Origin of the sequence: Halomonas sp. CSM-2, from assembly GCF_002119345.1 — a bacterium.
GTDB lineage: Bacteria > Pseudomonadota > Gammaproteobacteria > Pseudomonadales > Halomonadaceae > Vreelandella > Vreelandella janggokensis.
On record NZ_NBYR01000009.1, the window covers coordinates 72,550 to 93,938 of the forward strand.

Below are 21,389 nucleotides of genomic sequence, written 5' to 3' on the forward strand. Positions count from 1 at the left end.
AACATGCATCGCCCGGCCATTGTCACGGCCAACACTGGCGGCCTGCCTGGCCGCCAGTCTCTTCTTAGGCCCACCGGTCAAGGCCGAGGAGCCACTACCCGGGCCTCTTCGCCCGACCTTGGCGGATACCCATCAGCGCCATCAGACACCTCAACAGCAATGGCTGATGCGCCAGTGGCGACAGCGTATGGACACCGACCTGGCTGACTTTATCAGCGAGCCAGCCGAGCGCCGCAAGCTGCTTACCCAAGTCTACCAGGAGGCACGTCTTGCCAGGCTGCCGCCCGAGCTTGTTCTGGCATTGATTCACGTGGAAAGCGGCTTTGATAAACAAGCCGTATCGTCCGCGGGCGCTGTGGGCCTCATGCAGGTCATGCCGTTTTGGATCAAAGAACTGGGGTTGCCGATGGATGACTTGACGAACCCAAACCGCAATCTGCGCTATGGCTGCACCATCCTCGCCCACTACCTCGCCGTCGAACAGGGCGACTTTACCCGGGCGTTGGCACGTTACAACGGCAGCTTAGGCAAAACCTGGTATCCAGAACGGGTACTGCGTACCTGGCGTGACCACTGGCGATAAGTCTGATACCTGCGTGTGGTATATCTGTGAGCCTATCGTTAAGTAAGTGGCATGACTTTCCTGACATAAACTCGCATGATAGTGGTTCGATATCCGGCTCTGCTAACCAAGGATGCTTATGGTGTATCTCAAACGTGCGTATTGGGCGCTTTTATGCGGCGGCGCCTCGCTTGTTCTTCTCAGTGTCAGCCCTGATACGCTTGCCAGTGATACCCGTATCAGCGTATCCGACAGCAATGGTGAACCGCTGAGCAATGCCGTGGTGGAAGTCTATTTTCCATACTCGGCATCGCGCGATACCAGCGTAAAGCAAATTTATCAGCGCGGTGCGGCTTTTCACCCCGAGGTGCTGACAATCCCGGTGAATAGCCAGGTAACATTTCCCAACGAAGACACGACACGTCACCATGTATTTTCTTTTTCCGACGCCAAAACCTTTGATCTCAATCTTTATCTGAACGAAACGCCACCGCCCGTTCATTTTGATACGCCTGGCGTGGTGGTGCTGGGATGTAACATTCACGATCACATGCAGGCCTTTATAGTGGTCAGCGATGCCCCTTTTTATGCCATGACCGATAACAACGGACAGGTCATCCTGCCATCAATGCCACCCGGCCAGCATCGCGTAAGGGTTTGGCATCAACGCCTCCACGATAGCCAGCAGCGCTGGTGGGAAGGCGAAATTGCCCCAACCGAGCAGTTGTCGGTCCCTCTGGAACTGCGCGCCACCCCGAAGCCACCCGAAAAGCCGTCGCCGTTGCAGCAACGTTTCAGAGAGGCCACCTAGTGCCTAGCGACAACTTGAGGGCCAGATAACAACGATATGCGCTTTCGTACCCGTTTGATGCTCGTGCTGTTAACCGTGGTGGTGGTCTCACAGCTGGCCACTGGCCTGGCGTTTCTGCGCGCCACTCAGCAAGATGCCCTGGCCAAGGGTACTCAACGCCTTGAGGTGGGAGCCCGTGTTCTCGACCAACTACTCGAAAGACGCGGCGATCAGCTACACGATAACGTGGCGATTCTGGCCGATGATTTTGGCTTTAAAAGCGCGGTCGCCTCCCAGGATCGTGAAACGCTACAGTCGGTATTAGTTAATCACGGTACTCGGGCTGATGCCGACATCGTGCTGTTAAGCGACCTGGACGGCCAACTGCTTGCCAGCAGCCATCATCCCTCACAAAGGCCCATGCCCTTTCCCGAACTGTTTGAAACCGCTCGCCAGCAGGGTTCTGCGTTCAGCGTCGTGATTGCTGATGGACAGCCCTACGAGCTTGTCATGTTGCCGGTACAAGCGCCCAACGTGATTGGCTGGGTGGGCATGGGCTTTTTGATTGACGACGCCGTCGTCGAGGAAATCAATGCCCTCACCGGCCTGGAAATCAGCGTGGTCAATTACACCTCTGACCAGACATCAACGTATCTAGCCAGTTCGCATTCCCAAAAAGCAGCCGAGCCATTAAGTCAGTTCAATAATGCAGCTGAGGCAGGGGCGTACTCAGAAACCAGTCAGATGACGCCTGACGATGGTTATCTGACCTATGCGAGCGAGCTATATAAGGACTCAAGGAATCAAACGTTCGCGCTCATTCAGCTGTCACGTAACGAATTACTAGCCGCCTACGACGACCTACAGTGGCAGCTAGTCATTATCGTGGCACTTATATTGCTGTTCACAATCGCTATTGCGGCCTGGAGTGCCCGTAGCATCAGCCGCCCGCTCGTCGCGCTGGCCGACGTTGCCAGACGGATTGGTCAAGGCGAACGGGTCACTGACGTCCCAGCAGAATCATCCCAAAGTGAAACCGGGCTGCTCGCGGGGACGCTGCGCTCGATGCAAGACGATATTGCCGAACGTGAAGCGATCCTGCGGCATCAGTCACGCCATGACCTGCTCACCGATTTGCCCAATCGCATCAGCGCCCTGGAAGACATCAATGCCCGCATAGACGACGGTCACCCCTTCACCCTGCTGCGCCTGGCCATTAAAGACTTTCGCAACATCAACGATACCTTCGGCTACGAACTGGGCGATCATGTGCTGGTAACCCTTGCCCACCGTATGAAAGCGCTGACATCTCCTATTCAATCCGCCTATCGCTTGGCCAGCGACGAATTCTTACTGCTGATCAATCAACCTGACACCACGCCAAACTGGCGCATCAGTGAACTCGCAGCACTCTCAACGCCCATCGACCTGGATAATTCGTCAATCGGCATTTCACTGGCCGCGGGTGAAGTGAGTTATCCAGCACACGGTGCGAAGGCCCAGTTGCTGCTCCGGCGCGCCGATATTGCTCTCGATATGGCACGTCATCACCCGGATGCCCACCAGCGTTACGCCGAAGGCCAGGACGAACGCCACTTGCGCCAGCTGACGCTGATTCATGATCTCCGCGATGCAGTGAGCAACAATCAGCTTTGGATGGCCTATCAACCCAAAGTGGCAACGCGTGATGGGGAGGTATGCCAGTTTGAAGCACTGATGCGTTGGCGGCACCCTTCGCTTGGTTTTGTGCCCCCGGATGAGTTCATTGGCCTGGCCGAGCGCTCGGGAAATATTCGCAAGCTTAGCCAGTGGATGCTTGAACACATAACCTCACAGCTCCAACAGTGGCAGCAACAAGGCTCTCGAATCAGCGTGGCTGTCAATTTATCCGCCAGCGATGTCACCGACCCCGAACTTCCGGGGCAGTTAGCCGAGTTGCTGGCGCGCCATGATTTAGCAGCGGATCAATTGAGCCTGGAGGTTACTGAAAGTGCCGTCATGCAGGACATCAATGCCGCTGCCAGAACGCTGGATGAGCTGAGCCGCCTCGGCGTGTCCATCGCGATAGACGACTATGGCACCGGGTATTCGTCCCTGGCACAGATCAAGCGATTGCCGGTTAACGAGCTCAAGATCGACAAGTCCTTTGTGCTCAAGCTCGACTCCCAGGAAGACGACCTGACGATTGTACGTTCGACGATCGAGATGGGTCACAGCCTAGGGCTGAGCATTGTTGCCGAAGGGGTTGAAAATGCGGCTAGCGCCGCCTTGCTGAATGACTTGGGCTGCGACTATCTACAAGGCTACTGGATCGCCAAACCCATGCCGAGCGACCAGGTAATCCCCTGGCTGAAAAGCACCGAAATCTTCACCTTCACGCATTAACCGCGTGCTTACCGAGAGAGCCTGTCCATGTCCAACGTCATCCCTAAGGCAATAGCAAAAGGCAAGCCACTCCTTATTATCCTCTTTGGGCTTTCAATAAGCAGTGCGTCCCTTGCTGGCAGTCGTCTGATAGGTACCGGTGGTGTGGGCGCTATTGAGGGAGCCGCTGGCGGTGGACTCTCGCCCTGGGCCTTGCTGACAAGTACCGCCAGTGAGCAGGAATTCGGGGCAACGGCAACCGTCTCGCGCGCCTGGCTGGATGATTATCGCTTAACGGTCGAGGCCGCCAGCGCCAACATCTACGATCGCGTCGAGATCTCTGTGGCACGCCAAACCCTGGACCTCGAAACATTGGGTGGCGAGCTGGAGCAAACCATTGTCGGTGCCAAGGTACGCTTATTTGGCGATGTGCTATATCACCCTTGGGGCATCTGGAGCGCGGGCGTTCAACATAAAAACCTAGCCGATGACAGTATCCCCAAAGCGTTGGGGGCTCAGCACGGCCAGGGGAACGATATTTATCTAAGTGCCAGCAAACTAGTGTTCAACGCCGTGGCTGGGCGCAACCTGTTGCTGAATGCCACCCTGCGTAATACCGACGCCAATCAAGGCGGATTGCTGGGGTTTGGCGGCAATAACGGCGGCCGCGAATGGGTTGCCGAAGGCAGCCTGGGACTCTTTGTGACACCTAAGTGGGTGGTGGGAATGGAATATCGACAAAAGCCTGATTTGCTTAGCGCAGCCCAGGAAGACGATTGGCAAAGCCTGTATAGCGCTTACTTCTTCAACAAGCACGTATCGCTGACCGCGGCCTGGTTAGCGTTGGGCGATATCGCCGGGTTACCGTCTCAGAATGGCGCCTATGCGTCGCTTCAGGCAGCCTTTTGACCCGTCAAGGAGACTCCATCATGCGTTTTCACCACTACGCCACCACGCTGCTGATGGCACTCTGGCTGACTGGCTGTGCGGCCCAGCATACGACCCAACCATCGCTTTACACACGACTTGGCGGCATGCAGGCCATTGATCGCGTGGTCGAGAACATGCTGTATCGGGTGGCAGACGACCCGGAGGTCGTGGTCTTTTTTACCAATACCAACATCGACCATTTTGCAGAGGCTTTCGCCACCCAGCTATGCGATATCAGCGACGGCCCCTGCCAATACGAAGGCCCCCCTATGGATCGTGCCCATCAGCACATGGGCATCAACGATGCTCATTTCAATCGTGTGGTTGAGTATCTGGCCGACGCAATGGCGGAGGAAGGAGTTCCTCTGGCAGCTCAAAACGAGTTATTAGGGCGATTAGCGCCACTGTATGCCGATGTCATGCGACGGCAATGATTTGCCAAGCATCCCGTCCCGCTGTCTTCACCTGATAAAGGGCGTTATCCGCGGCTTCATAGGCCCGGGGGAACCCCACTCTCGACGGCATAAAACAGGTCGCCCCGATACTGAGCGTCACCTGTTTTTTATCCGGATGGGCGGCGTGCGAGAACGCTGACCGTTGCACTTCTTGGTGAAGCTGTTGGCAGTAGCGACCCAGCGCATCAATATCCTCGCAAGGCAATAACGCCGCAAATTCATCGCCGCCCAGCCGATAGAGAGTCGCCTCTTCTGGCAAGGCATCGGCAATTAACAGTACAAGGTTGCGTAACAGAGCGTCACCCGCCGGATGCCCCATGGTATCGTTATACTGTTTGAAAAAATCGATATCCACTAACACTAGGCCTAGTAACTGCTGGGCTTGCTGCATGACGTCCTGGTGGAGTGCACTGCGATTGCCAATGCCCGTTAAAGGGTCACGCATGGCACGCCCCATCCACCGCAGTGTTTCCTGAGTCGCCTTTTCTGTACGCCTTAATTGCCGTTCATGCAGTCACCAGAACAGCAGGCCAAATACAAAGATCAGAAGGCTGGTATAGATAAGCACCTGGTTGTGCCAGCGGGTTCTCTCCGAAAAGGTGTTAATGGCTTCCGCGCGGCGATCCAACTGCCCCATTTCGATACGCGTCAGGCAGGCAATCGGGTCGAGCAGTTCTCGAGCGAGCACCACCGGTAACACGCTATCGCTTTCCAGCGACGTCACCGTCTCGTCCAGCACGCCTAAGCTGGGTGACGTGCAGTCATATTGCTGATGGTAAACATCCACGTCGAACAGGCCGTAGGCCAACTCGATGTCCGTGACCGCCGCTGCCCGTTCTTCGGGCCCAGGCATGTCCAACAGACGGGCCTGAGCATCCTGTAAATAGTGCCGGGAACGCGTAGCCAACTGCTGCCCCGTCAGGTTACCCGATTGGCTGAAGTAAGTCTGAATCTCGGGAAACACCCAGCGGGCTTCATAGATGATCAACACCATCAGCGCCATGAAACTCATCAGGCTGAGCGATAGCCATTTGATGTAGCGGCCCGGCCGCTTGCGATTGGCCCAGTCGCTTTTATCAACGTCACGGGATGAGTCAAGAATTGGCTTCATGGTTTACCCACGCGCTTCGATACTGCGAATCATCCAGATCCAGTCATTGAACTCGCGCAAGCTGTTAACGTCCCGTTCACCGTATTCCCGCTCCACCAGACGTACGGGGCCCCTTGAACGCAGACTCAATGGCTTGCCGTCTTCTATCGTCACCAGATACCAGTTGGGGTCATCCCAACCGCCTAGCGTGACCTCGTAACCGTCCCAGGCAGTAAAGCGCAACTTGGCAGGCACACGGCCAAAGTGGCGGGCAAGAAAGTCAGCAAACGGCATGCCTTGCATTGCCACAGTTTCTCCCTGATAAGGGTCAAACACTTGAAAGTGGCTGTCTGAAGACTGGCGAAGCTGCTCGACATCAACCTGCTTGACCATATCACCATCAATCAGTCTTAGCGTTTGCGCCATGCTCGTTACCGGCACCAGAAAAGCGGCGATGCCCACCCCTAGCGCCCAGCGAGCTGCGGGAAAACGGCGCAAACAACGCTTGAAAACGGCAGCATCCATAGCGTGAACTTCTCAATAGTTGACGATAGGACCGACTGTACCACTTCCAAATTTACTTTGCCTTTCAACCGCGATGAACTCACGTTGAACACAACAGACTGAAAGGCTTTCGTGGGCGGCAAGTCAATCAGGGTCTGAGTCGCGGGGTTGTCGCTTGGCGTTCTCATGGGTTTCGAGGCCGCTTTTCAGCTCATGGGTCAAGGGGTCGTAGTTAGGCCTTAGCTCGTCCTTGACCGTGCCGCTCCACAATCGCGCCCCCACAAAGTAGCCAGCCCGTCCAATGACATGAGCTGCCACCGGTGCCGTCATCAGGATAAACACGATAATGGCAAACGAGCGTGCAACGACACCCACCTCCGCAAAGTGCATAGCTGAGGCCAGCATAATCAGAATCACGCCTAGCGCAGCCGCTTTGGTAGTGGCGTGCATGCGCGTCAGCAAGTCCGGGAGTCGTAGTAAGCCAACCGCGGCCAAAAGCATGAACAACGACCCGGTAATGAGCAAAGCACCTTTTATAAAATCAATCATCTCGTGGCCCCCCACGTTCCAGAAAGCGCGCAAAACCAATGGCTGCCAAAAAACCCATCAGGGCAATCACGATTGCCGCGTCCAGAAAACTCGCCACGCCAGATTGAATAGCGTAAACCCCGACCAGCCCAACCACGGTAGTTGAAAACAGTTCTAGTGCCATCACTCGGTCTGGCAGGCTCGGTCCACGGACGACACGCACAAACGTCAACACGAGCGTTAATCCCATGATGACTTGACTGATTAAAAGAACGGTTTCCATTAACGAAATAACTCCAGAGCGCGGTGTTCCATATCTTTTAGGTTGCGCCGCAAATCGTCCTCGTTGTCCAGGAACATTGCATGGATATAGAGTACTTTGCGGTCATCGGATACGTCCAAGCTGAGCGTCCCTGGGGTCAGCGAGATCAAATTGGCTACCATGGTGATCTCCATTTCGGTGCGCGCCGAAAGCGGTAACGCGATGACGCCAGGTTTCATGTGCCAGGGCGGGGTGACAATATCGAACGCCACACGTAAATTAGCCTGCACCAACTCTTTGATAAAAAAGCCGACGAAACCAATGAACCGCGGTATACGGGCCGGATAGCCTTTTAATGCATCCACCTGAGGCTCCAGAAGAACCAGAGCAAGATAGCCAAATACCATCCCAACCAGCAGGTTAAGACCCGTAAAATCACCGCTGAGCAGCACCCATGCCAAGCCTAGCAGCAGGTTCCAAATTGCACCGGTCATGGCGTTTCCTCCGTGCCGTTAGCCTGCTCGGTCTGAAGCTCCGTGACCAATGCGCCTTCAGCGCTTGCGGAAGCCCCCAGCACTGCTTCAATATAACCAGAAGGTGTCATCAACTGATCACCTATCAACGTCATGACGTTCATTACTGGCTCAGCAAACAAACCAATCAACAGTGACATCAAGGCTAAAACCCCGACGGGCAGGTACATCATCCACAAGCTCGGCTTAACCAGTCGACCATCGTCGCCCACCGGCGTTTGCGAACCGGGCACAAGGTTATCCTCGGGCAGCGCTTTCCAAAACACTTCGTTCCAGATTTTGACCATCGAGTACAACGTCATCAGGCCCACTGCCAGGGCGAATCCTGTGGCCACGTAAGCGCCCGCCTCCAGGCCTGCACGAACCAACACGAACTTGGCGAAGAACCCCGACAGCGGTGGAACACCTGCCAGGGAAAAAGCCGAGATAAAGAACGCAACAGCAAGCCACGGTCGCTCCCGGTATAGCCCGCCCATTTTCTTAAGCTGGTAGGTACCTTGCAGACGATGGGTGATACCGCTGATCAGGAACAGATTCGTCTTGACGACGATGTTGTGTATGATGGCAAAGACACCGCCAGCAATGGCAAGAGGCGTATACAGCGCCAACCCCAAGATCATGTAGCCAATCTGGCTGACGATATGAAAAGACAGAATACGCCTGAACTCGTGTTGAGCCGCCGCACCCAATACGCCGGTAACCATCGTAAACACCGCTCCCCACAGCATGATGTCCTGCAAATATCCCATGGTCTGATCGAACATCAGCGTGAAGACACGAAATAATGAGTAAACGCCCACCTTGGTTAGCAGGCCCGCAAACAGTGCCGACACTGCCACCGACGGCGTGTGATAGGAAGCAGGCAACCAGAAAAACAGCGGGAACGCCGCTGCCTTGATGCCAAACGCCACCATGAACATCACCGCCAGCACCTCAACCATTCCGGTATGCTCAGCAGCATCGAGGCGCAAGGCGATATCGGCCATATTGAGCGTACCCACCGTACCGTACAAAAGCCCCACAGCGGTTAGAAAAATCACCGACGCCAGCAGGTTGAGCGTTACATATTTTATCGCCCCTTCCATCTGCGCACGTTCGCCACCTAGCGTGAGGAGCGCAAACGAGGCCACCAGCATGACCTCGAACCACACGTAAAGGTTAAAAATATCGCCGGTTAAAAAGGCCCCCGCGACGCCTGCCAATAACAGATGCATTAACGGATAGTAGCCAAACTTCTCGTGCCTACGCCCCGTCGTGGCCAGCGAATATATCCCCATCGCCAGTCCAATAATGCCAGTGAGCAGCACCATGACGGCACTGAGTATATCGGCAACCAGCGTGATGCCAAACGGCGCTGTCCAATTGCCCACCTGCATGGTGATATAGCCGTCGGAAAGCGTGGCAACAAATAACCAAAGGCTGACGACGAGTAACGCAAGATTCCCGGCAACGGCGATAAACCGCTGCATTGGGCGCGAGCGCCAGAAAAGGAGCGATATGGCACCGGAGAGCAGCGGCAGCAGTACGGGAAGTGCAACTTCAGGCCTCACGTGTCAGTTTCCTTCATCTTGTCCAAATCATCGGCTTTTACAATTTCATAGGCACGCCGAATCAATACCACTGCAAAGGCCAGTACCCCAAAGGCAATCACGATGGCCGTCAGCACTACCGCTTGAGGCAACGGATCAGCGACCTCACCCAACGGTTGCTGAAGGCCCTCGGGTATCAATGGTGGTGCGCCTCGCGTCATGCCCGCCGTGGTAAAAATCAACAGATTCGCCGCGTTGGAAAGCAACATTAAGCCAATTACCAACTTGACGATGGAGCGGCGTAACATCATAAAAATAGCGGTGGCATAGAGTAGCCCAATCGCTAGTGCCATTAGCGGTTCCATATATCGCCTCTCATTAACTCAAGGTTCATCCTTGTCGGCCTCCATCAGCGCCATGACCATCCCGGTCACTGAGCCCAGCACCGCGAGGTAGACACCCACATCAAAAATAAGTGGCGTCGAGGCTTTAAAATCGATCACTGGGATTGTCCACCACTGGGCCGTCAAGAACGGCTGCCCCATGAACCAGGCCGGCAACACGGACACCATGCCAAACAACAGCCCCACGCCAATCAAGTCACGTGGGTCGACCATGCGTAGCAATTCCCGGGTGGCGCTGACACCAAAGGCAAACAGGTAAAGCGTAAAGGCCCCGGCTGCTACCAGCCCGGCGATAAAGCCCCCGCCTGGTTCGTCGTGGCCCCGGAGTAACAGGAAAACCGAAAACATTAGCTGCAACGGCATCAAGAAGCGGGCCGCCGTATTGAGAATAATGGTGCCTGACTTAACCATCGTACGGCTCCTTCGCGCTTGGTTTGTCGCCATTAGTAGCGGAGATGTCTTCATCTTCAACGGGGCGCAATTTCAACATGGCAATGACACCAATCGCCGCCAGCGCCAGGACAAACATTTCCCCTAAGGTATCAAGCGCACGGTAGTCGACCAGAATCACGTTAACGATATTTAACCCATGGGCTAAAGGCACGCTGTTTTCCACCATGTAGGTGGAGATCGTCTCAAACTGATCGATACTCCAGGCTGTCATGATCAACAGGAAAATCAGCACCCCGAGCGCAGTGGCCACTGCGCCGTCGCGGATACGCTCCAGAGCGGTGGAAAGATTCGAGAAGCGCGGCAAGCGGAAGAGCACCAATACCAATAAAATGACGGTCAACGTCTCCACCAACAGTTGGGTGATGCCTAAATCAGGGGCGCTGAACAGAATAAAGACCAGCGCGATGGAGAACCCCATGATGCCGACTGATACCACCGCTCCCAATCTTGAACGGGAAATTGTGGCAAATATTGCCCCCATCGCCATGGTGCCCACCACGATGACTTCGTGGAAACGCACATCCAGCTCAAACGCCAGCTGTGGGGAATGACGCAATAGAATCGAATTACCGATCAGGGCAATCAGTACCGTCAGCATGACAAGAATATAGTTACGCATGTAGCCATTTTGCAGCAACCGCGTTTGCCATTCGGAAAACGTTACGACACCGTTCATCAAGCCTTCATAACCCGCCTCCGGGCCACGTTGCATAATGGGTTCCAGACGAGATAGCTTCAAACGCACGGTATCCCAGCGTTTAAACACGAGGAAGCCAAGGCCAAGGCTGACGATCGATATGATCAGCGCAAGATTGACCCCATACCATAGGGATAAAGAAACCTCCATCGGCTGGCCGGAAACCGCCGTCGCCGCCGACGTCAACAACGCATTACCACCTAGCAATCCAGGCGCAAGCCCGATTAGAAGCGAGCCCAGGGCTAAAAGGCCTGGGCCCAGCAACATGCTTAGCGGCGCTTCATGGGGATCTTGAGGTGTCGATTGGCGTTGGCCATAAAATGGCCGCATCACGACAATGGCGGCGACGGCAATCGTGAGCACAGCGGAAGCGAAGGCTAGCAACACGAGCAGCAGCCGAAAGCTATCAGCCCCCAATGTGGCTTCAAGCATTAACTCTTTGCCGATAAAACCCAACAGTGGTGGTACACCGGCTAACGATAATGCCGCCATCATCGCGATAGCGGCCGTCACCGGCATCAACTTTCGAAGACCACCCATGGCCGTGACATCTTTCGTGCCCGTTTCATGATCCAGAATACCGGCCACCATGAACAGCGCCCCCTTGTACATGGAGTGGGCGAGTAAAAACGTGACGAATGCCGTCATGGCGTATTCGGTGCCGATACCCAGCAGCATCGTCAGGGTCCCTAGGGCCATGATGGTGGAATAGGCCAACAGCTTCTTGATATTGGTATGGTGGATCGCTAAAAAAGCGCCGGTAAGCATGGTGGTAGCGCCCACCAAGGAAAGAATCCCTACCCATAACGCTGTACCACCGAGTTCGGGCTGCAATCTTGCCAGCAGATAAATACCCGCTTTTACCATGGTCGCCGAATGCAGATACGCCGACACAGGTGTCGGTGCTGCCATGGCGTTGGGCAACCAGAAGTGAAAAGGAAACTGCGCGGACTTGGTAAAGGCACCAATCAACAAACAAATCAGCATTGGTGTATAGAGCGAATGTTGCCGTAGGTCGCCTTCCATCTGGCTAATTTCATAAAGCGACCAACTACCAGAGGCGATGCCTAGCAACACCAACCCGGCCATCAAAACCAGCCCACCCGCAACGGTCACAAAGAGCCCCTGTCGGGCCGACTTACGAGCCTCAATGTCAGTATGGTTGAAGCCAATCAGCAGGTAAGAGGTGATGCTGGTCAGTTCCCAGAACACAAATAGCGTGAACAGGCCGTCCGCCAGCACAAGCCCTAGCATTGAGGCCATGAAAGCGACCATTGCAACGTGAAAACGGGCTATATCAACATGACCCTTGAGATAGCCACCTGCGTAAATCAGCACGAAGGTACCGATCACAGTAATAAGCAGACCAAAAAGTAACGACAGCCCATCAAGGAGGAAGCTGAGGCTTATGCCTAGCGAAGGTACCCACTGCCATTCCAGTAACATCGGGCCATCATTGACGACCGATGGGGCTAGACTTATGAGCCAAGCCGCAAGAAAGGCCGGAAATATCGCCATCACAAGGCTTGCCCGCTGTTCAAACCAGCGATTGAGCAGCGGCGATGCCGCCGCCAGCACAAATCCCATTAATAAGGCGAGTTGCATCTAGCGATATCTCCTGTGTGTTAGCTCCGGTCCTGATACCGGACAGAGCTTTCCATTGGCAACAACGTAGCCTGACGCATGAGTGCTTGCGGAAGGTGTTCAACCGCCAGAATTGTGCAAACATCCTAGCATTCAAGGCATTATTTAACTAGTTAAACCGCAACGAACATCTCCAACGCTGAAACTTCAGCATCAGTAGGTTACAGAACCTTGCGGTCTTCTACCTTGCTATAGTCGGTATCCGGTGGCAATGGATGCCCCTTGGCCAACTCCGCTCTTGTTGCCTCACGGATGGTGAGCACGTTGACCTGGTAACGCAACGTATAGCCTGCCAGCGGGTGGTTAGTATCGATGCTCACGCTGTCCCCGTCTACGCCAAGCACGGTAACGATCTGCGGCCCGGCTTCACCTTCGGTTTGAAAACGACTGCCCACCTCAAGCTGGGTATTCCCAAAGGAGGCACGGCTGACCGTTTGCACCAACGCCTCGTTATAGACCCCGTAGGCGTCTGCCGGAGCCAGCGTTACGCTAAGCTCGGCACCTGCAGGCTGGCTTTCCAGGGCACGCTCAAGTCCTGGCAGGATATTGTCATGGCCATGCAAATACTCGAGCGGATTATCCCGCGCTTGAGAATCATCCAGTAGTTGCTCGCCGCCATCATTCAACACTTCATACAAACGATAGTGTAGGGTAACTACCTGATGTGCTGAAATCGACATACAAAACTCCTCTCCGGTAAGCTGTTGGCCGTGTGTCCAAGCGTGGGCACAGCTTATCATTAGGCCGCTGTCACCGTCTTACTCAGGAGCCGCATTTCATGCCCACCCCTACGCCCCAGCGCAGTTGGCGCGCTGCCCTGGCGATTTACCTGCGTGCCCCGGTCATTACCATGCTGTTTTTAGGGTTTTCCGCCGGACTGCCCTTCTTGCTGGTGTTTTCGACGCTTTCCGCCTGGCTGCGCAGCGACGGCGTCGAGGTGGCGGCGATTGGTTTTTTCGCCTGGATTGGCATGCTCTACTCAATCAAGTTTTTCTGGGCACCGGTGGTCGACCGCTTGGCACTGCCGGTCTTGACCCGCCACTTCGGCCAGCGACGTGGCTGGATGTTGCTTGCCCAGGCAATGATAGCTGCAGGACTCATTGGCCTGGCCGGGTTGAACCCACTAGGGAATCTAGGGTGGGTCGCAGCCTTTGCGCTGCTGGTGGCTTTTGGTTCGGCCACCCAGGATATCGCCATAGATGCCTTCCGCATCGAATCCGCGGACGACGATGTGCAGGCGGCCATGGCGTCAACCTATATCATCGGCTATCGCGGTGGGCTAATCGCCGCCGGGGCATTGGCGTTGTATGTCGCCTCGGCAGTGTCCTGGCAGGTGGCGTACCTGACCATGGCAGCGTTGGTAGGCGTCGGCGTTGTGACCGTGCTACTACGCCCGGAACCCAAGCGCGCCTCGTTGACGGTTCAGTTGATCCACGAACCTAAGGTACGGGCCTTTATTCGTTCCAGCCGCGGCCAACCCAAAATGCTGCGCAGAATCGGCGCCTGGGTAATTGGCGCTATCGTTTGCCCGTTTACCGACTTTTTCCGCCGCTATGGGCTCAAGGCGCTGTGGCTTCTGGTCTTCATTGGCGTGTTTCGCATCAGCGATCTGGCGATGGCCTCGATGGCTAACCCGCTCTACATCGATTTGGGTTTTTCGCTGGAGACCATCGCCAACGTGACCAACGTGTTTGGCATCGTGATGAGCATTGCAGGGGGCATTCTTGGCGGCCTATTGGTGGCACGCTACGGCATTGGGCCGCTACTGATCTTTGGCGCGGGCATTGTCATGGTGACGAACCTTTTGTTCGCGGCACTGGCGCTGATCGGCAACCAATTGCCCATGCTAGTGCTCACGATTACCGGCGACAACCTGGCCAACGGACTTGCCAGCGCGGTATTCATCGCCTTTCTTTCCAGCCTGACCTCCCGCGCCTATACCGCCACCCAGTACGCGCTGTTTTCTTCGTTGATGACGCTACCCGGCAAGTTCCTCAGCGGTTTTGGCGGGCTCGTAGTGACTGGTCAGGGCTATGCCAGCTTTTTTGTGCTGGCCACCCTGCTGGGCCTGCCAGCCATTCTGTTGGCCATCTGGATCAATCGCGACCGCCAGCTCGTGCCCGCCCCTGTTACGGCCACCCGCTAACGCTTAGCGACTCGCGGGGCGGTGGGCATCGAGCCAGTCCAACGCCCCCTGGGTCGTCCGCCACTGATCACGCATTAGCGTGCGGTACTGCCAGGCCTCGGCGCGTGAACCGGGGTCAACCTGACCATCGGGGTGAGGCATTACCGGGCGCGGGTTTTCAGCGCAAATCATGTCCAGGGTATGGCGGTTATGGGTAACGACCTCCTTGAGCGAGCGCTCTGCGGCTTCGTGATGGCCAAGCCGGTATAGCGCCAGCGTGCGGCCCATCATCAGCCCCAACTCCAATGAACCATCGCCTCTGGCTTGCTCGGTGAGCGCCAAGGCTTCTTCATTACGGTCATCGCGCAGCAGTTGGTCCAGCACCAGTTCACGTAGCCCCAGACTGTCTTCCTGATCGATCGCCAGGAGCTCTTCGGCCAGCTCTCGGGAATGCTGGCGCGCGCCACGCTCCATGCCCACCACCAGGGCCAAGCCAATGCGCAGCAGGATGGCATTATTGGCATCGTCCCAGCGCAGGCTACCTTGCCCCTCAGCGCGTGCCTGGGTCAGCCAGCGCGAAAGACGCTTGGCAAGCGGTGCGAGCAAACTGGGCGCCATCCACGGCAGGCTGCCAAAACGGCTGGTAAGGGCCAGCGTCAGGTCCTGCACCACTTGAGGCGCATCCAGCCATTCGGGGTGTGCGCACAACGCCGACATCCACTCCACTGCGTTGCCCCATGGCTCGCCTCGAAACCCCAGCGCTACGTCGTCATCCACCATGACCTGAAACTGCTCGTGCCAGGCGGCGAATAGCGTCGCTTCGCGTGCGCTGACGTGGTATTCCAAATGCCCGGTATCAGGATTAGGGGTGATGTCGATCTTCGGCGCAGTGGGCAGCGCGGCGAGCAGCGCCTGCAACGAAATTAACGGCGTTGCCAGGTCTTCTTCAGCGCTGAGCAACTGATCCGCCAGGGTAGCACCGGGGTTATCCGCCAGCGCCGCCAGGAAATCGAGCTGATCGTCGTCAAGGTCGCCCTGCCGGACCAAGCGGCGATACCAGAAATTGGCGCGCTCCTTGGCTTCACGCTCGTGCCCTTCATGCAGCAGCAGCATGGCTTCGATATACGCCAGCGTCGGCGAATCCGGCAAGGCCTGCTGGGCTTTGACAAACGCTGCACGGGCGCTGTCCAGATCATCGTTGTCCAGGTGCGTCAGGCATAGCCGTTCGAGTGCCACTCCGCGCAGGAAAAGCGGCCCGCGCTCAAGGACTTCGTCGAGCAGGTCGGCGCGCTTGCGGGTAAAACCACGTTCCTGGTAAATATCCAGCAGAATTTCAAACGCGGGTTCAGCCTGCTCAGGCAGCCGCGACCAGTCACTGCCATCGAACAGCGATTCAAGAATCTGCATGGCGCGGCCGCTTTGGCCGCTTTCGGCGGCAATCAATCCGGCTTCAAGCAGTGCCTGGGGCAACGCACGCTGACTATCAAGCGCTGCTTTCAGGGTCGCACCCTTCCACTCGCGCAGCGAAAGCATCCACATCATCTGCTCGGGGATTTCAGTGGGAAACTCGACCCTCGCGCAGCACTGCTTGAACTTGTGACCGGAATCGCACCAGCAGGGCTCGTTTCGACCGGGCGTGGCAAGGGGTTCGCAGGCAAAATCCAGTCGTTCCAATGGCGTTTGCGACCATAAAATAGGGGCAAGCGCCTGAGCCGTCGCCAGATCATCATTGAAATATTCCGCCCCCTCGGCACGCACCCAGGTCATAAAATCGGGGTAGTGTTCATCCTGCCTGATTGCCGAGAGTGCCCCGGAGGCAAATCCCAGCAGCTGATCGACCCATACCGCCAGCATTGCCGTCTCCACTTATAAAAGACCCTATTGAAAAGCGACATAGTCTAGCATGACCATTGGGGGCACGCAGAGAGGATTGGCGAGATCGCCAAGGGCTGCCAGCGGGCAGCGCATTTACCCAGCCGAGCAACGCTTTATCAGGAGAGCAAACCAATGGACACGCTAACACTGACCACCTGCCAAGGGGCCGAAATAACGCCTCATGTCCAGGCACTGGCACGCCTGCGTATTGAGGTGTTTCGTGATTACCCCTACCTCTACGATGGCGACCTAAGCTATGAAGCGGATTACCTGGGACGCTACGCGGATAATCCTGACAGCCTGTTCGTTCTGGTATTCGACGGCGAATCACTGGTTGGCGCAGCCACCGGACAACCCCTGGACGATGAAGTCGACGAGTTCCGCCGCCCGTTCGAGGCTAACGGCATTACCCCCTCAAGCGTGTTTTATTACGGCGAATCGGTGCTACTTCACGATTACCGTGGCCGCGGCATTGGCAAACGCTTCATGGCCGAGCGAGAAGCGCATGCCAAGCTCAGAGGGTTTGATATAGTGGCTTTCTGCGCTGTCGAGCGCCCCTCCGGCCATCCATTGCAGCCACCGAATTATCGCCCGTTGCATGGCTTCTGGAATGCTCAGGGCTACCAACGCCACCCTGAACTCGCCACCACTTTTGCCTGGAAAGATATCGGCGAACATGAAGAAAGCCACAAATCGATGGTGTTCTGGCTGAAGCGTCTCGATTAAGCCGCTCGGGCCCATTCAAGCAAGGGTGCCGTCCGCGAGTGCATATCAAGCCGTGCCTGCAAGCGCACCAGGTTCCAGTAATGGCCATTAAGGGCGCGGGAAAGTAGCAGCGTATCGGCGGGGGGCTGCAGACGGTCCATGGCCGCCCATACCTTGGGCGTCAGTTCGCGCAGGCGGCGATGGACACGCACATCATTGAAGTCCTGTTCACCGGGGCTAAACAGCGGCGCCACACATTCGGCAGATTCGCGGTAAAGCGATAAGGGAGTGCCCTGCCCTTGGCGGCCGCCCATTTGCATCAGCGCTTCATCCATCGCCATCGGATCATGGGCAAGGGTCGCGTTGAGGAGTTGCATCATCGCTTTCAAGCGGGTCTCGGGCACTGGAATCACCGCGCCAAAGTCGTATATCACCAACCGGCCTTGATCATCGGCCGCAAAATTACCCGCATGCGGGTCGGCGTGCAGCTCGCCATAGGTAAACAATTCCTCGGTGATCCAGTCCGCCAACGCCACGGCGATTTTCTGGCGGGTGTCATCGTCAGCGCTTTCCAGATCGCGCAGCGGTGTACCACCCACAAAACGCATCGCCAGCACATGTTGGCCGGAAAGCTCAAAAAGCGGCTCGGGTATCACCAAGCGGCTATCGGCCTGGTAGCGTTCGCGGTAACGGGCCATGGCATCGGCCTCGGCGCGATAATCAAGCTCGTCGCGTAGCCCCGCTGCCAGCTCTTCAAACAGCGCATCCAGACGCGCCTGGGGCACCTTGAACCAGCGGCCCAATCCCATGATACGCTTTACCTGCTTGAGATCGCTTTCCAGCACGTCGGCAAGCCCGGGGTACTGCACCTTTAGCACCACTGTTTCGCCGGCATGGGTGACCGCCTTGTGGACCTGCCCCATGGAAGCGCTGGCGAAGGGCCGCTCTTCGATGTCCCGAAAGTGCGAATCCAGCTCGCCGTACTGCATCACCAGCGCCTCGCGTATACGCGGCCAGGGCATCGGCTCCGCCTGGCGTTGAAGACGCGACAGCTCCTCGGCCAGGTCCGGCGGCAAGAGGTCATCCCACTGGGACATGATCTGCGCCAGCTTCATGGCCGGGCCTTTCAGCTCGGATAGTCCCTCAAATAGCGCCTCGCCCAGAGCCCGCCAGTCTGCCTGGCCACCCAGGCGTGTCTTGAGTAGCGCCCCGCCGGTGCGTGCCCCCAATCCCATCAAACGTCGTGTTCTGCCGCGATCTCGCATTTAAGTCGCCTCGTTGAGCATCTGATAAGCAGCTTACGCAATCCTGCCAAATTATACAAAAGCTATACGCATAATTGCTGAACATCATTTTCTCGACAACCCCTGCTATGCGCTTACGTGTGTGGTGTCTGTTACCATATTCCTACGTTACACAATTTAAGGCATCTCCCGCATGCGCTTGATTATCGCCGAAAAACCCAGCCTTGCCCGGGCAATTGCCGATGCACTTCCCGGGAGCGGAAAACGACAGGACGGCGCCATTCACTGCGGCGATACCACGGTTACCTGGTGCCTGGGACACCTCCTGGAACAGGCAGCCCCGGAGGCCTACGACCCTGCCGATAAACAATGGCGATTGGATCGGCTACCCATTGTGCCGCAGCAGTGGAAATTGATGCCGCGCTCAAAAGCGCGCGGGCAACTGGCGGTGATACGCAAGCTGATCAAACAGGCAAGCGAGGTCGTTCACGCCGGTGACCCGGATCGCGAAGGTCAATTGCTGGTACAGGAAGTGATCGACTACATGAAGTACCGCGGCCCGGTACAACGGCTGCTGATCAGCGACCTCAACAGGCCCGCCGTCAGCCGCGCCCTTGCCAGCCTGCGACCCAACGCCGAGTACCAGCCACTGTTCCAGGCGGCCCAGGCACGCGCCCGTGCTGACTGGCTCTACGGCATCAATCTGACCCGCGCCTGGACGCTCACCGGCCGCCAGGCAGGCCACGACGGCGTGCTTTCCGTAGGCCGCGTACAAACCCCGGTGCTGGGCTTGATCGTGCGCCGCGACAACGCTATTCGAGACTTTGTGCCCCACCCTTTTTACCCCCTTTGGGCCGACCTCAAGGTCGCTCAGGGCCAGCTGCGCGCCTGGTGGGCACCCAAGGAACACCAGCCATTAGATGACCAGGGGCGCTTGATCGACCGCCGACCCGCCGACGCATTGGCAGCGCAGCTACCCGGCGCCTCGGGTCAATTGACCCAACTCGACCAGCAGGAAAAACGCCAGGCACCGCCGCTGCCGTACTCGCTCTCAGCCCTTCAGGTCGACGCTGCCCGCCGTCACGGGCTTTCTGCACAGGTAGTACTGGATATTTGCCAGCGGCTATACGAGCAGCACAAGCTGATTACCTACCCGCGCTCCGACTGCCGCTACCTGCCCGAAGAGCACCTCCCGCTTGCCCAGCGCAGCCTGAGCGGCGCCTGCCAGAACGATGAAGCCCTTCAACAGTGGCTGAAAGGCGCGGACTTTTCGCTACGTTCCAAAGCCTGGAACGACAAGCAGGTAGGTGCCCACCACGCCATCGCCCCCAGCGGCAAGCCAGCAGATTTCAGCCAGCTCTCCGCGACCGAAGGGCATGTCTTTCGATTGATCGTACGCAACGTTATGGCCCAGTTTTACCGTCCGCTGCGCACCTTTGAGGTAAAGGCCGAGTTTACGCTGCTTAATGAAGCCTTCCGCGCTCGCGGCCAAAGCATTCTTGACCCCGGCTGGAAACCGCTGTTTACCACCCGCGATGAAAGCCCGCCACTGCCGCCGCTCACCCAAGGAGAAACCTGCCAGGCGATGGGTGCAGGCGTTGAGGAGAAGGAAACCCGCCCGCCGGAACCCTTCACCGATGCCAGCCTGATCAAGGCCATGATGAACATCGGCCGCTACGTGGACGACCCTGCCGTGCGTCGCACCCTGCGCGACACTGACGGCCTGGGCACCGAAGCCACCCGCGCCGGCATCATCGAAACGTTGGTGCAACGCGGCTACCTGGTCCGCAAGCAAAAAGCCCTGCGTGCCACCAAGCTCGGCAGCGCGCTCATCGCCGCCCTGCCCAGCGCCGTGAGCACGCCGGAACGCACCGCGCTTTGGGAACAGCGACTGCGCGCTATTTCCGAACAGCAGGATGACGCCAACACCTTTCAGCAGGCATTACTGGACGACTTGCGCGGTCTGCTCAGCCACAGCGACGCCACCAGGCTACGCAACAGCCTGCAAACGGCACAGGGCGAAGCCGGTGGCCCGGTGAAGCGCGCTAGTAAGCCGAGAAAACGTTATAGCAAGAAGAAAGCCAACAGCAGGGGCAGTCGTAAAACACCAGTGCAGTAACGCTAACGCCTTATCGACTTGCAACTGATGGGGCTATGGTCGTTTGGTGGCTTCAGACATCGGAATGATCGTCATCATCCTCAGAGGTTGAAGCTTTTTTCTTGCTGATAGGGCGCGAAAAGAAAGGCACCACGTAAAGCACCATCCAGGCCAGCAGCGTACATAAAACGGCTGTCTGCTCGCGCCCCAGACCAACGGCTACCCCAATGGCGGCCGTCAGCCAAATACCAGCCGCCGTGGTGAGGCCTGACGTACCTTGTTCATCTTTGCGGGTAATGATGGTGCCGGCACACAGAAAACCGATGCCTGCAATGACCCCCTGAATGACACGGCTCATCTCTGAATCAGAAATCCCCGTTTGCTCAGGAATAAAAATGAATAAAGCAGCACCCATGCAGACCAGCATGTGGGTCCGAATACCAGCCGCCTTGCCTCGCTGCTCTCGCTCGAGCCCCAACAGGCCACCGAGAACAGCTGCCAATAGTAGCCGAATCACCACAATGATGAGCTCACCCAAATCGTTAAATTCCGAAAACTCGGAGATTATGACGTCATTGATTGCCTGCACCTTTTAGC

Annotated in this window: 22 protein-coding genes; 8 read left to right on the top strand and 14 right to left on the bottom strand. The window is 56.9% G+C overall.

What is annotated here, in order from left to right; genetic code table 11:
- Positions 1–19: 19 nt before the first annotated feature.
- The 5 genes from B7L15_RS09365 (at position 20) to B7L15_RS09385 (ending at position 5,080) form a co-directional block, all read left to right on the top strand.
- Positions 20–583 carry a transglycosylase SLT domain-containing protein gene (locus tag B7L15_RS09365; protein ID WP_254902908.1) on the top strand — a complete coding sequence of 188 codons (564 nt, stop codon included), beginning with the start codon at positions 20–22 and terminating at the stop codon, positions 581–583.
- Positions 584–701: 118 nt separating this feature from the next.
- Complete coding sequence (locus B7L15_RS09370) at positions 702–1,373, top strand: Cupredoxin (protein WP_085918716.1); 672 nt, start codon at positions 702–704, stop codon at positions 1,371–1,373.
- Between the two features lie 36 nt (positions 1,374–1,409).
- Positions 1,410–3,737 carry a bifunctional diguanylate cyclase/phosphodiesterase gene (locus B7L15_RS09375; RefSeq protein WP_085918717.1) on the top strand — a complete coding sequence of 776 codons (2,328 nt, stop codon included), beginning with the start codon at positions 1,410–1,412 and terminating at the stop codon, positions 3,735–3,737.
- A gap of 27 nt (positions 3,738–3,764) precedes the next feature.
- Positions 3,765–4,625, top strand: coding sequence for a DUF3034 family protein (locus B7L15_RS09380; RefSeq protein ID WP_085918718.1), 861 nt, complete (start codon positions 3,765–3,767; stop codon positions 4,623–4,625).
- Between the two features lie 20 nt (positions 4,626–4,645).
- Positions 4,646–5,080 (top strand): group I truncated hemoglobin, encoded by a 435-nt coding sequence (locus B7L15_RS09385; protein WP_085918719.1) that lies wholly within the window; start codon positions 4,646–4,648, stop codon positions 5,078–5,080.
- Here B7L15_RS09385 and B7L15_RS19790 read toward each other — a convergent pair.
- The 11 genes from B7L15_RS19790 to B7L15_RS09435 form a co-directional block, all read right to left on the bottom strand.
- Positions 5,064–5,546, bottom strand: a complete 483-nt coding sequence (locus B7L15_RS19790; RefSeq protein ID WP_254902909.1) for a GGDEF domain-containing protein — start codon at positions 5,544–5,546, stop codon at positions 5,064–5,066. The two genes, B7L15_RS09385 and B7L15_RS19790, sit on opposite strands and share 17 nt — an antisense overlap.
- Positions 5,547–5,615: 69 nt before the next feature.
- Positions 5,616–6,212: a hypothetical protein gene (locus tag B7L15_RS19795; protein ID WP_254902910.1), complete on the bottom strand. Its 597-nt coding sequence runs from the start codon at positions 6,210–6,212 to the stop codon at positions 5,616–5,618.
- A 3-nt stretch (positions 6,213–6,215) separates the two neighbouring features.
- Positions 6,216–6,716 carry a hypothetical protein gene (locus B7L15_RS19800; protein WP_254902911.1) on the bottom strand — a complete coding sequence of 167 codons (501 nt, stop codon included), beginning with the start codon at positions 6,714–6,716 and terminating at the stop codon, positions 6,216–6,218.
- A gap of 123 nt (positions 6,717–6,839) precedes the next feature.
- Entirely contained in the window at positions 6,840–7,244 is a 405-nt protein-coding gene (mnhG, locus tag B7L15_RS09400) for a monovalent cation/H(+) antiporter subunit G (RefSeq protein WP_085918720.1), read from the bottom strand.
- Entirely contained in the window at positions 7,237–7,506 is a 270-nt protein-coding gene (locus B7L15_RS09405) for a monovalent cation/H+ antiporter complex subunit F (protein WP_085918721.1), read from the bottom strand. The genes mnhG and B7L15_RS09405 overlap by 8 nt, the downstream gene beginning before the upstream one ends.
- Positions 7,506–7,979: a Na+/H+ antiporter subunit E gene (locus tag B7L15_RS09410; RefSeq protein WP_085918722.1), complete on the bottom strand. Its 474-nt coding sequence runs from the start codon at positions 7,977–7,979 to the stop codon at positions 7,506–7,508. Before B7L15_RS09410 ends, B7L15_RS09405 begins: the two co-directional genes overlap by 1 nt.
- Positions 7,976–9,568, bottom strand: a complete 1,593-nt coding sequence (locus B7L15_RS09415; RefSeq protein ID WP_085918723.1) for a Na+/H+ antiporter subunit D — start codon at positions 9,566–9,568, stop codon at positions 7,976–7,978. Before B7L15_RS09415 ends, B7L15_RS09410 begins: the two co-directional genes overlap by 4 nt.
- Positions 9,565–9,912 (bottom strand): Na+/H+ antiporter subunit C, encoded by a 348-nt coding sequence (locus tag B7L15_RS09420; protein WP_085918724.1) that lies wholly within the window; start codon positions 9,910–9,912, stop codon positions 9,565–9,567. The genes B7L15_RS09415 and B7L15_RS09420 overlap by 4 nt, the downstream gene beginning before the upstream one ends.
- An 18-nt stretch (positions 9,913–9,930) precedes the next feature.
- Positions 9,931–10,362, bottom strand: coding sequence for a Na+/H+ antiporter subunit B (locus tag B7L15_RS09425; RefSeq protein WP_085918725.1), 432 nt, complete (start codon positions 10,360–10,362; stop codon positions 9,931–9,933).
- Entirely contained in the window at positions 10,355–12,706 is a 2,352-nt protein-coding gene (locus B7L15_RS09430) for a putative monovalent cation/H+ antiporter subunit A (protein ID WP_085918726.1), read from the bottom strand. Before B7L15_RS09430 ends, B7L15_RS09425 begins: the two co-directional genes overlap by 8 nt.
- A 200-nt stretch (positions 12,707–12,906) precedes the next feature.
- A complete protein-coding gene (locus B7L15_RS09435) occupies positions 12,907–13,425 on the bottom strand; it encodes an FKBP-type peptidyl-prolyl cis-trans isomerase (protein ID WP_085918727.1) in 519 nt (172 codons plus the stop codon).
- A gap of 98 nt (positions 13,426–13,523) precedes the next feature.
- On the opposite strand from B7L15_RS09435, the gene B7L15_RS09440 reads away from it, so the two are divergent.
- Positions 13,524–14,891 carry an AmpG family muropeptide MFS transporter gene (locus B7L15_RS09440; protein ID WP_085918728.1) on the top strand — a complete coding sequence of 456 codons (1,368 nt, stop codon included), beginning with the start codon at positions 13,524–13,526 and terminating at the stop codon, positions 14,889–14,891.
- Positions 14,892–14,894: 3 nt separating this feature from the next.
- On the opposite strand, the gene B7L15_RS09445 is transcribed toward B7L15_RS09440, so the two are convergent.
- Complete coding sequence (locus tag B7L15_RS09445; protein WP_085918729.1) at positions 14,895–16,724, bottom strand: SEC-C metal-binding domain-containing protein; 1,830 nt, start codon at positions 16,722–16,724, stop codon at positions 14,895–14,897.
- Between the two features lie 153 nt (positions 16,725–16,877).
- On the opposite strand from B7L15_RS09445, the gene B7L15_RS09450 reads away from it, so the two are divergent.
- Positions 16,878–17,471 carry a GNAT family N-acetyltransferase gene (locus B7L15_RS09450; RefSeq protein WP_085918730.1) on the top strand — a complete coding sequence of 198 codons (594 nt, stop codon included), beginning with the start codon at positions 16,878–16,880 and terminating at the stop codon, positions 17,469–17,471.
- Here the strand turns inward: B7L15_RS09450 and B7L15_RS09455 are convergent.
- Positions 17,468–18,715: an ABC1 kinase family protein gene (locus tag B7L15_RS09455; protein ID WP_085918731.1), complete on the bottom strand. Its 1,248-nt coding sequence runs from the start codon at positions 18,713–18,715 to the stop codon at positions 17,468–17,470. The two genes, B7L15_RS09450 and B7L15_RS09455, sit on opposite strands and share 4 nt — an antisense overlap.
- 172 nt (positions 18,716–18,887) lie before the next feature.
- On the opposite strand from B7L15_RS09455, the gene B7L15_RS09460 reads away from it, so the two are divergent.
- Positions 18,888–20,813, top strand: a complete 1,926-nt coding sequence (locus tag B7L15_RS09460; protein ID WP_085918732.1) for a DNA topoisomerase III — start codon at positions 18,888–18,890, stop codon at positions 20,811–20,813.
- A gap of 52 nt (positions 20,814–20,865) precedes the next feature.
- Here B7L15_RS09460 and B7L15_RS09465 read toward each other — a convergent pair whose 3' ends face one another.
- A complete protein-coding gene (locus tag B7L15_RS09465) occupies positions 20,866–21,381 on the bottom strand; it encodes an MgtC/SapB family protein (RefSeq protein ID WP_085918733.1) in 516 nt (171 codons plus the stop codon).
- Between the last annotated feature and the right edge of the window lie 8 nt (positions 21,382–21,389).

What these genes read in the sequence shown, in the direction of transcription:
- B7L15_RS19795 (WP_254902910.1), bottom strand. Translation starts at nt 6,212, where the DNA reads ATGAAGCCAATTCTTGACTCATCCCGTGACGTTGATAAAAGCGACTGG.
- B7L15_RS09460 (WP_085918732.1), top strand. Translation starts at nt 18,888, where the DNA reads ATGCGCTTGATTATCGCCGAAAAACCCAGCCTTGCCCGGGCAATTGCC.
- B7L15_RS09430 (WP_085918726.1), bottom strand. Translation starts at nt 12,706, where the DNA reads ATGCAACTCGCCTTATTAATGGGATTTGTGCTGGCGGCGGCATCGCCG.
- B7L15_RS09445 (WP_085918729.1), bottom strand. Translation starts at nt 16,724, where the DNA reads ATGCTGGCGGTATGGGTCGATCAGCTGCTGGGATTTGCCTCCGGGGCA.
- B7L15_RS09370 (WP_085918716.1), top strand. Translation starts at nt 702, where the DNA reads ATGGTGTATCTCAAACGTGCGTATTGGGCGCTTTTATGCGGCGGCGCC.
- B7L15_RS09375 (WP_085918717.1), top strand. Translation starts at nt 1,410, where the DNA reads ATGCGCTTTCGTACCCGTTTGATGCTCGTGCTGTTAACCGTGGTGGTG.
- B7L15_RS09385 (WP_085918719.1), top strand. Translation starts at nt 4,646, where the DNA reads ATGCGTTTTCACCACTACGCCACCACGCTGCTGATGGCACTCTGGCTG.
- B7L15_RS19800 (WP_254902911.1), bottom strand. Translation starts at nt 6,716, where the DNA reads ATGGATGCTGCCGTTTTCAAGCGTTGTTTGCGCCGTTTTCCCGCAGCT.
- B7L15_RS09380 (WP_085918718.1), top strand. Translation starts at nt 3,765, where the DNA reads ATGTCCAACGTCATCCCTAAGGCAATAGCAAAAGGCAAGCCACTCCTT.
- B7L15_RS09420 (WP_085918724.1), bottom strand. Translation starts at nt 9,912, where the DNA reads ATGGAACCGCTAATGGCACTAGCGATTGGGCTACTCTATGCCACCGCT.
- B7L15_RS09450 (WP_085918730.1), top strand. Translation starts at nt 16,878, where the DNA reads ATGGACACGCTAACACTGACCACCTGCCAAGGGGCCGAAATAACGCCT.
- B7L15_RS09410 (WP_085918722.1), bottom strand. Translation starts at nt 7,979, where the DNA reads ATGACCGGTGCAATTTGGAACCTGCTGCTAGGCTTGGCATGGGTGCTG.
- B7L15_RS09425 (WP_085918725.1), bottom strand. Translation starts at nt 10,362, where the DNA reads ATGGTTAAGTCAGGCACCATTATTCTCAATACGGCGGCCCGCTTCTTG.
- B7L15_RS19790 (WP_254902909.1), bottom strand. Translation starts at nt 5,546, where the DNA reads ATGCGTGACCCTTTAACGGGCATTGGCAATCGCAGTGCACTCCACCAG.
- B7L15_RS09435 (WP_085918727.1), bottom strand. Translation starts at nt 13,425, where the DNA reads ATGTCGATTTCAGCACATCAGGTAGTTACCCTACACTATCGTTTGTAT.
- B7L15_RS09440 (WP_085918728.1), top strand. Translation starts at nt 13,524, where the DNA reads ATGCCCACCCCTACGCCCCAGCGCAGTTGGCGCGCTGCCCTGGCGATT.
- B7L15_RS09455 (WP_085918731.1), bottom strand. Translation starts at nt 18,715, where the DNA reads ATGCGAGATCGCGGCAGAACACGACGTTTGATGGGATTGGGGGCACGC.
- B7L15_RS09405 (WP_085918721.1), bottom strand. Translation starts at nt 7,506, where the DNA reads ATGGAAACCGTTCTTTTAATCAGTCAAGTCATCATGGGATTAACGCTC.
- mnhG (WP_085918720.1), bottom strand. Translation starts at nt 7,244, where the DNA reads ATGATTGATTTTATAAAAGGTGCTTTGCTCATTACCGGGTCGTTGTTC.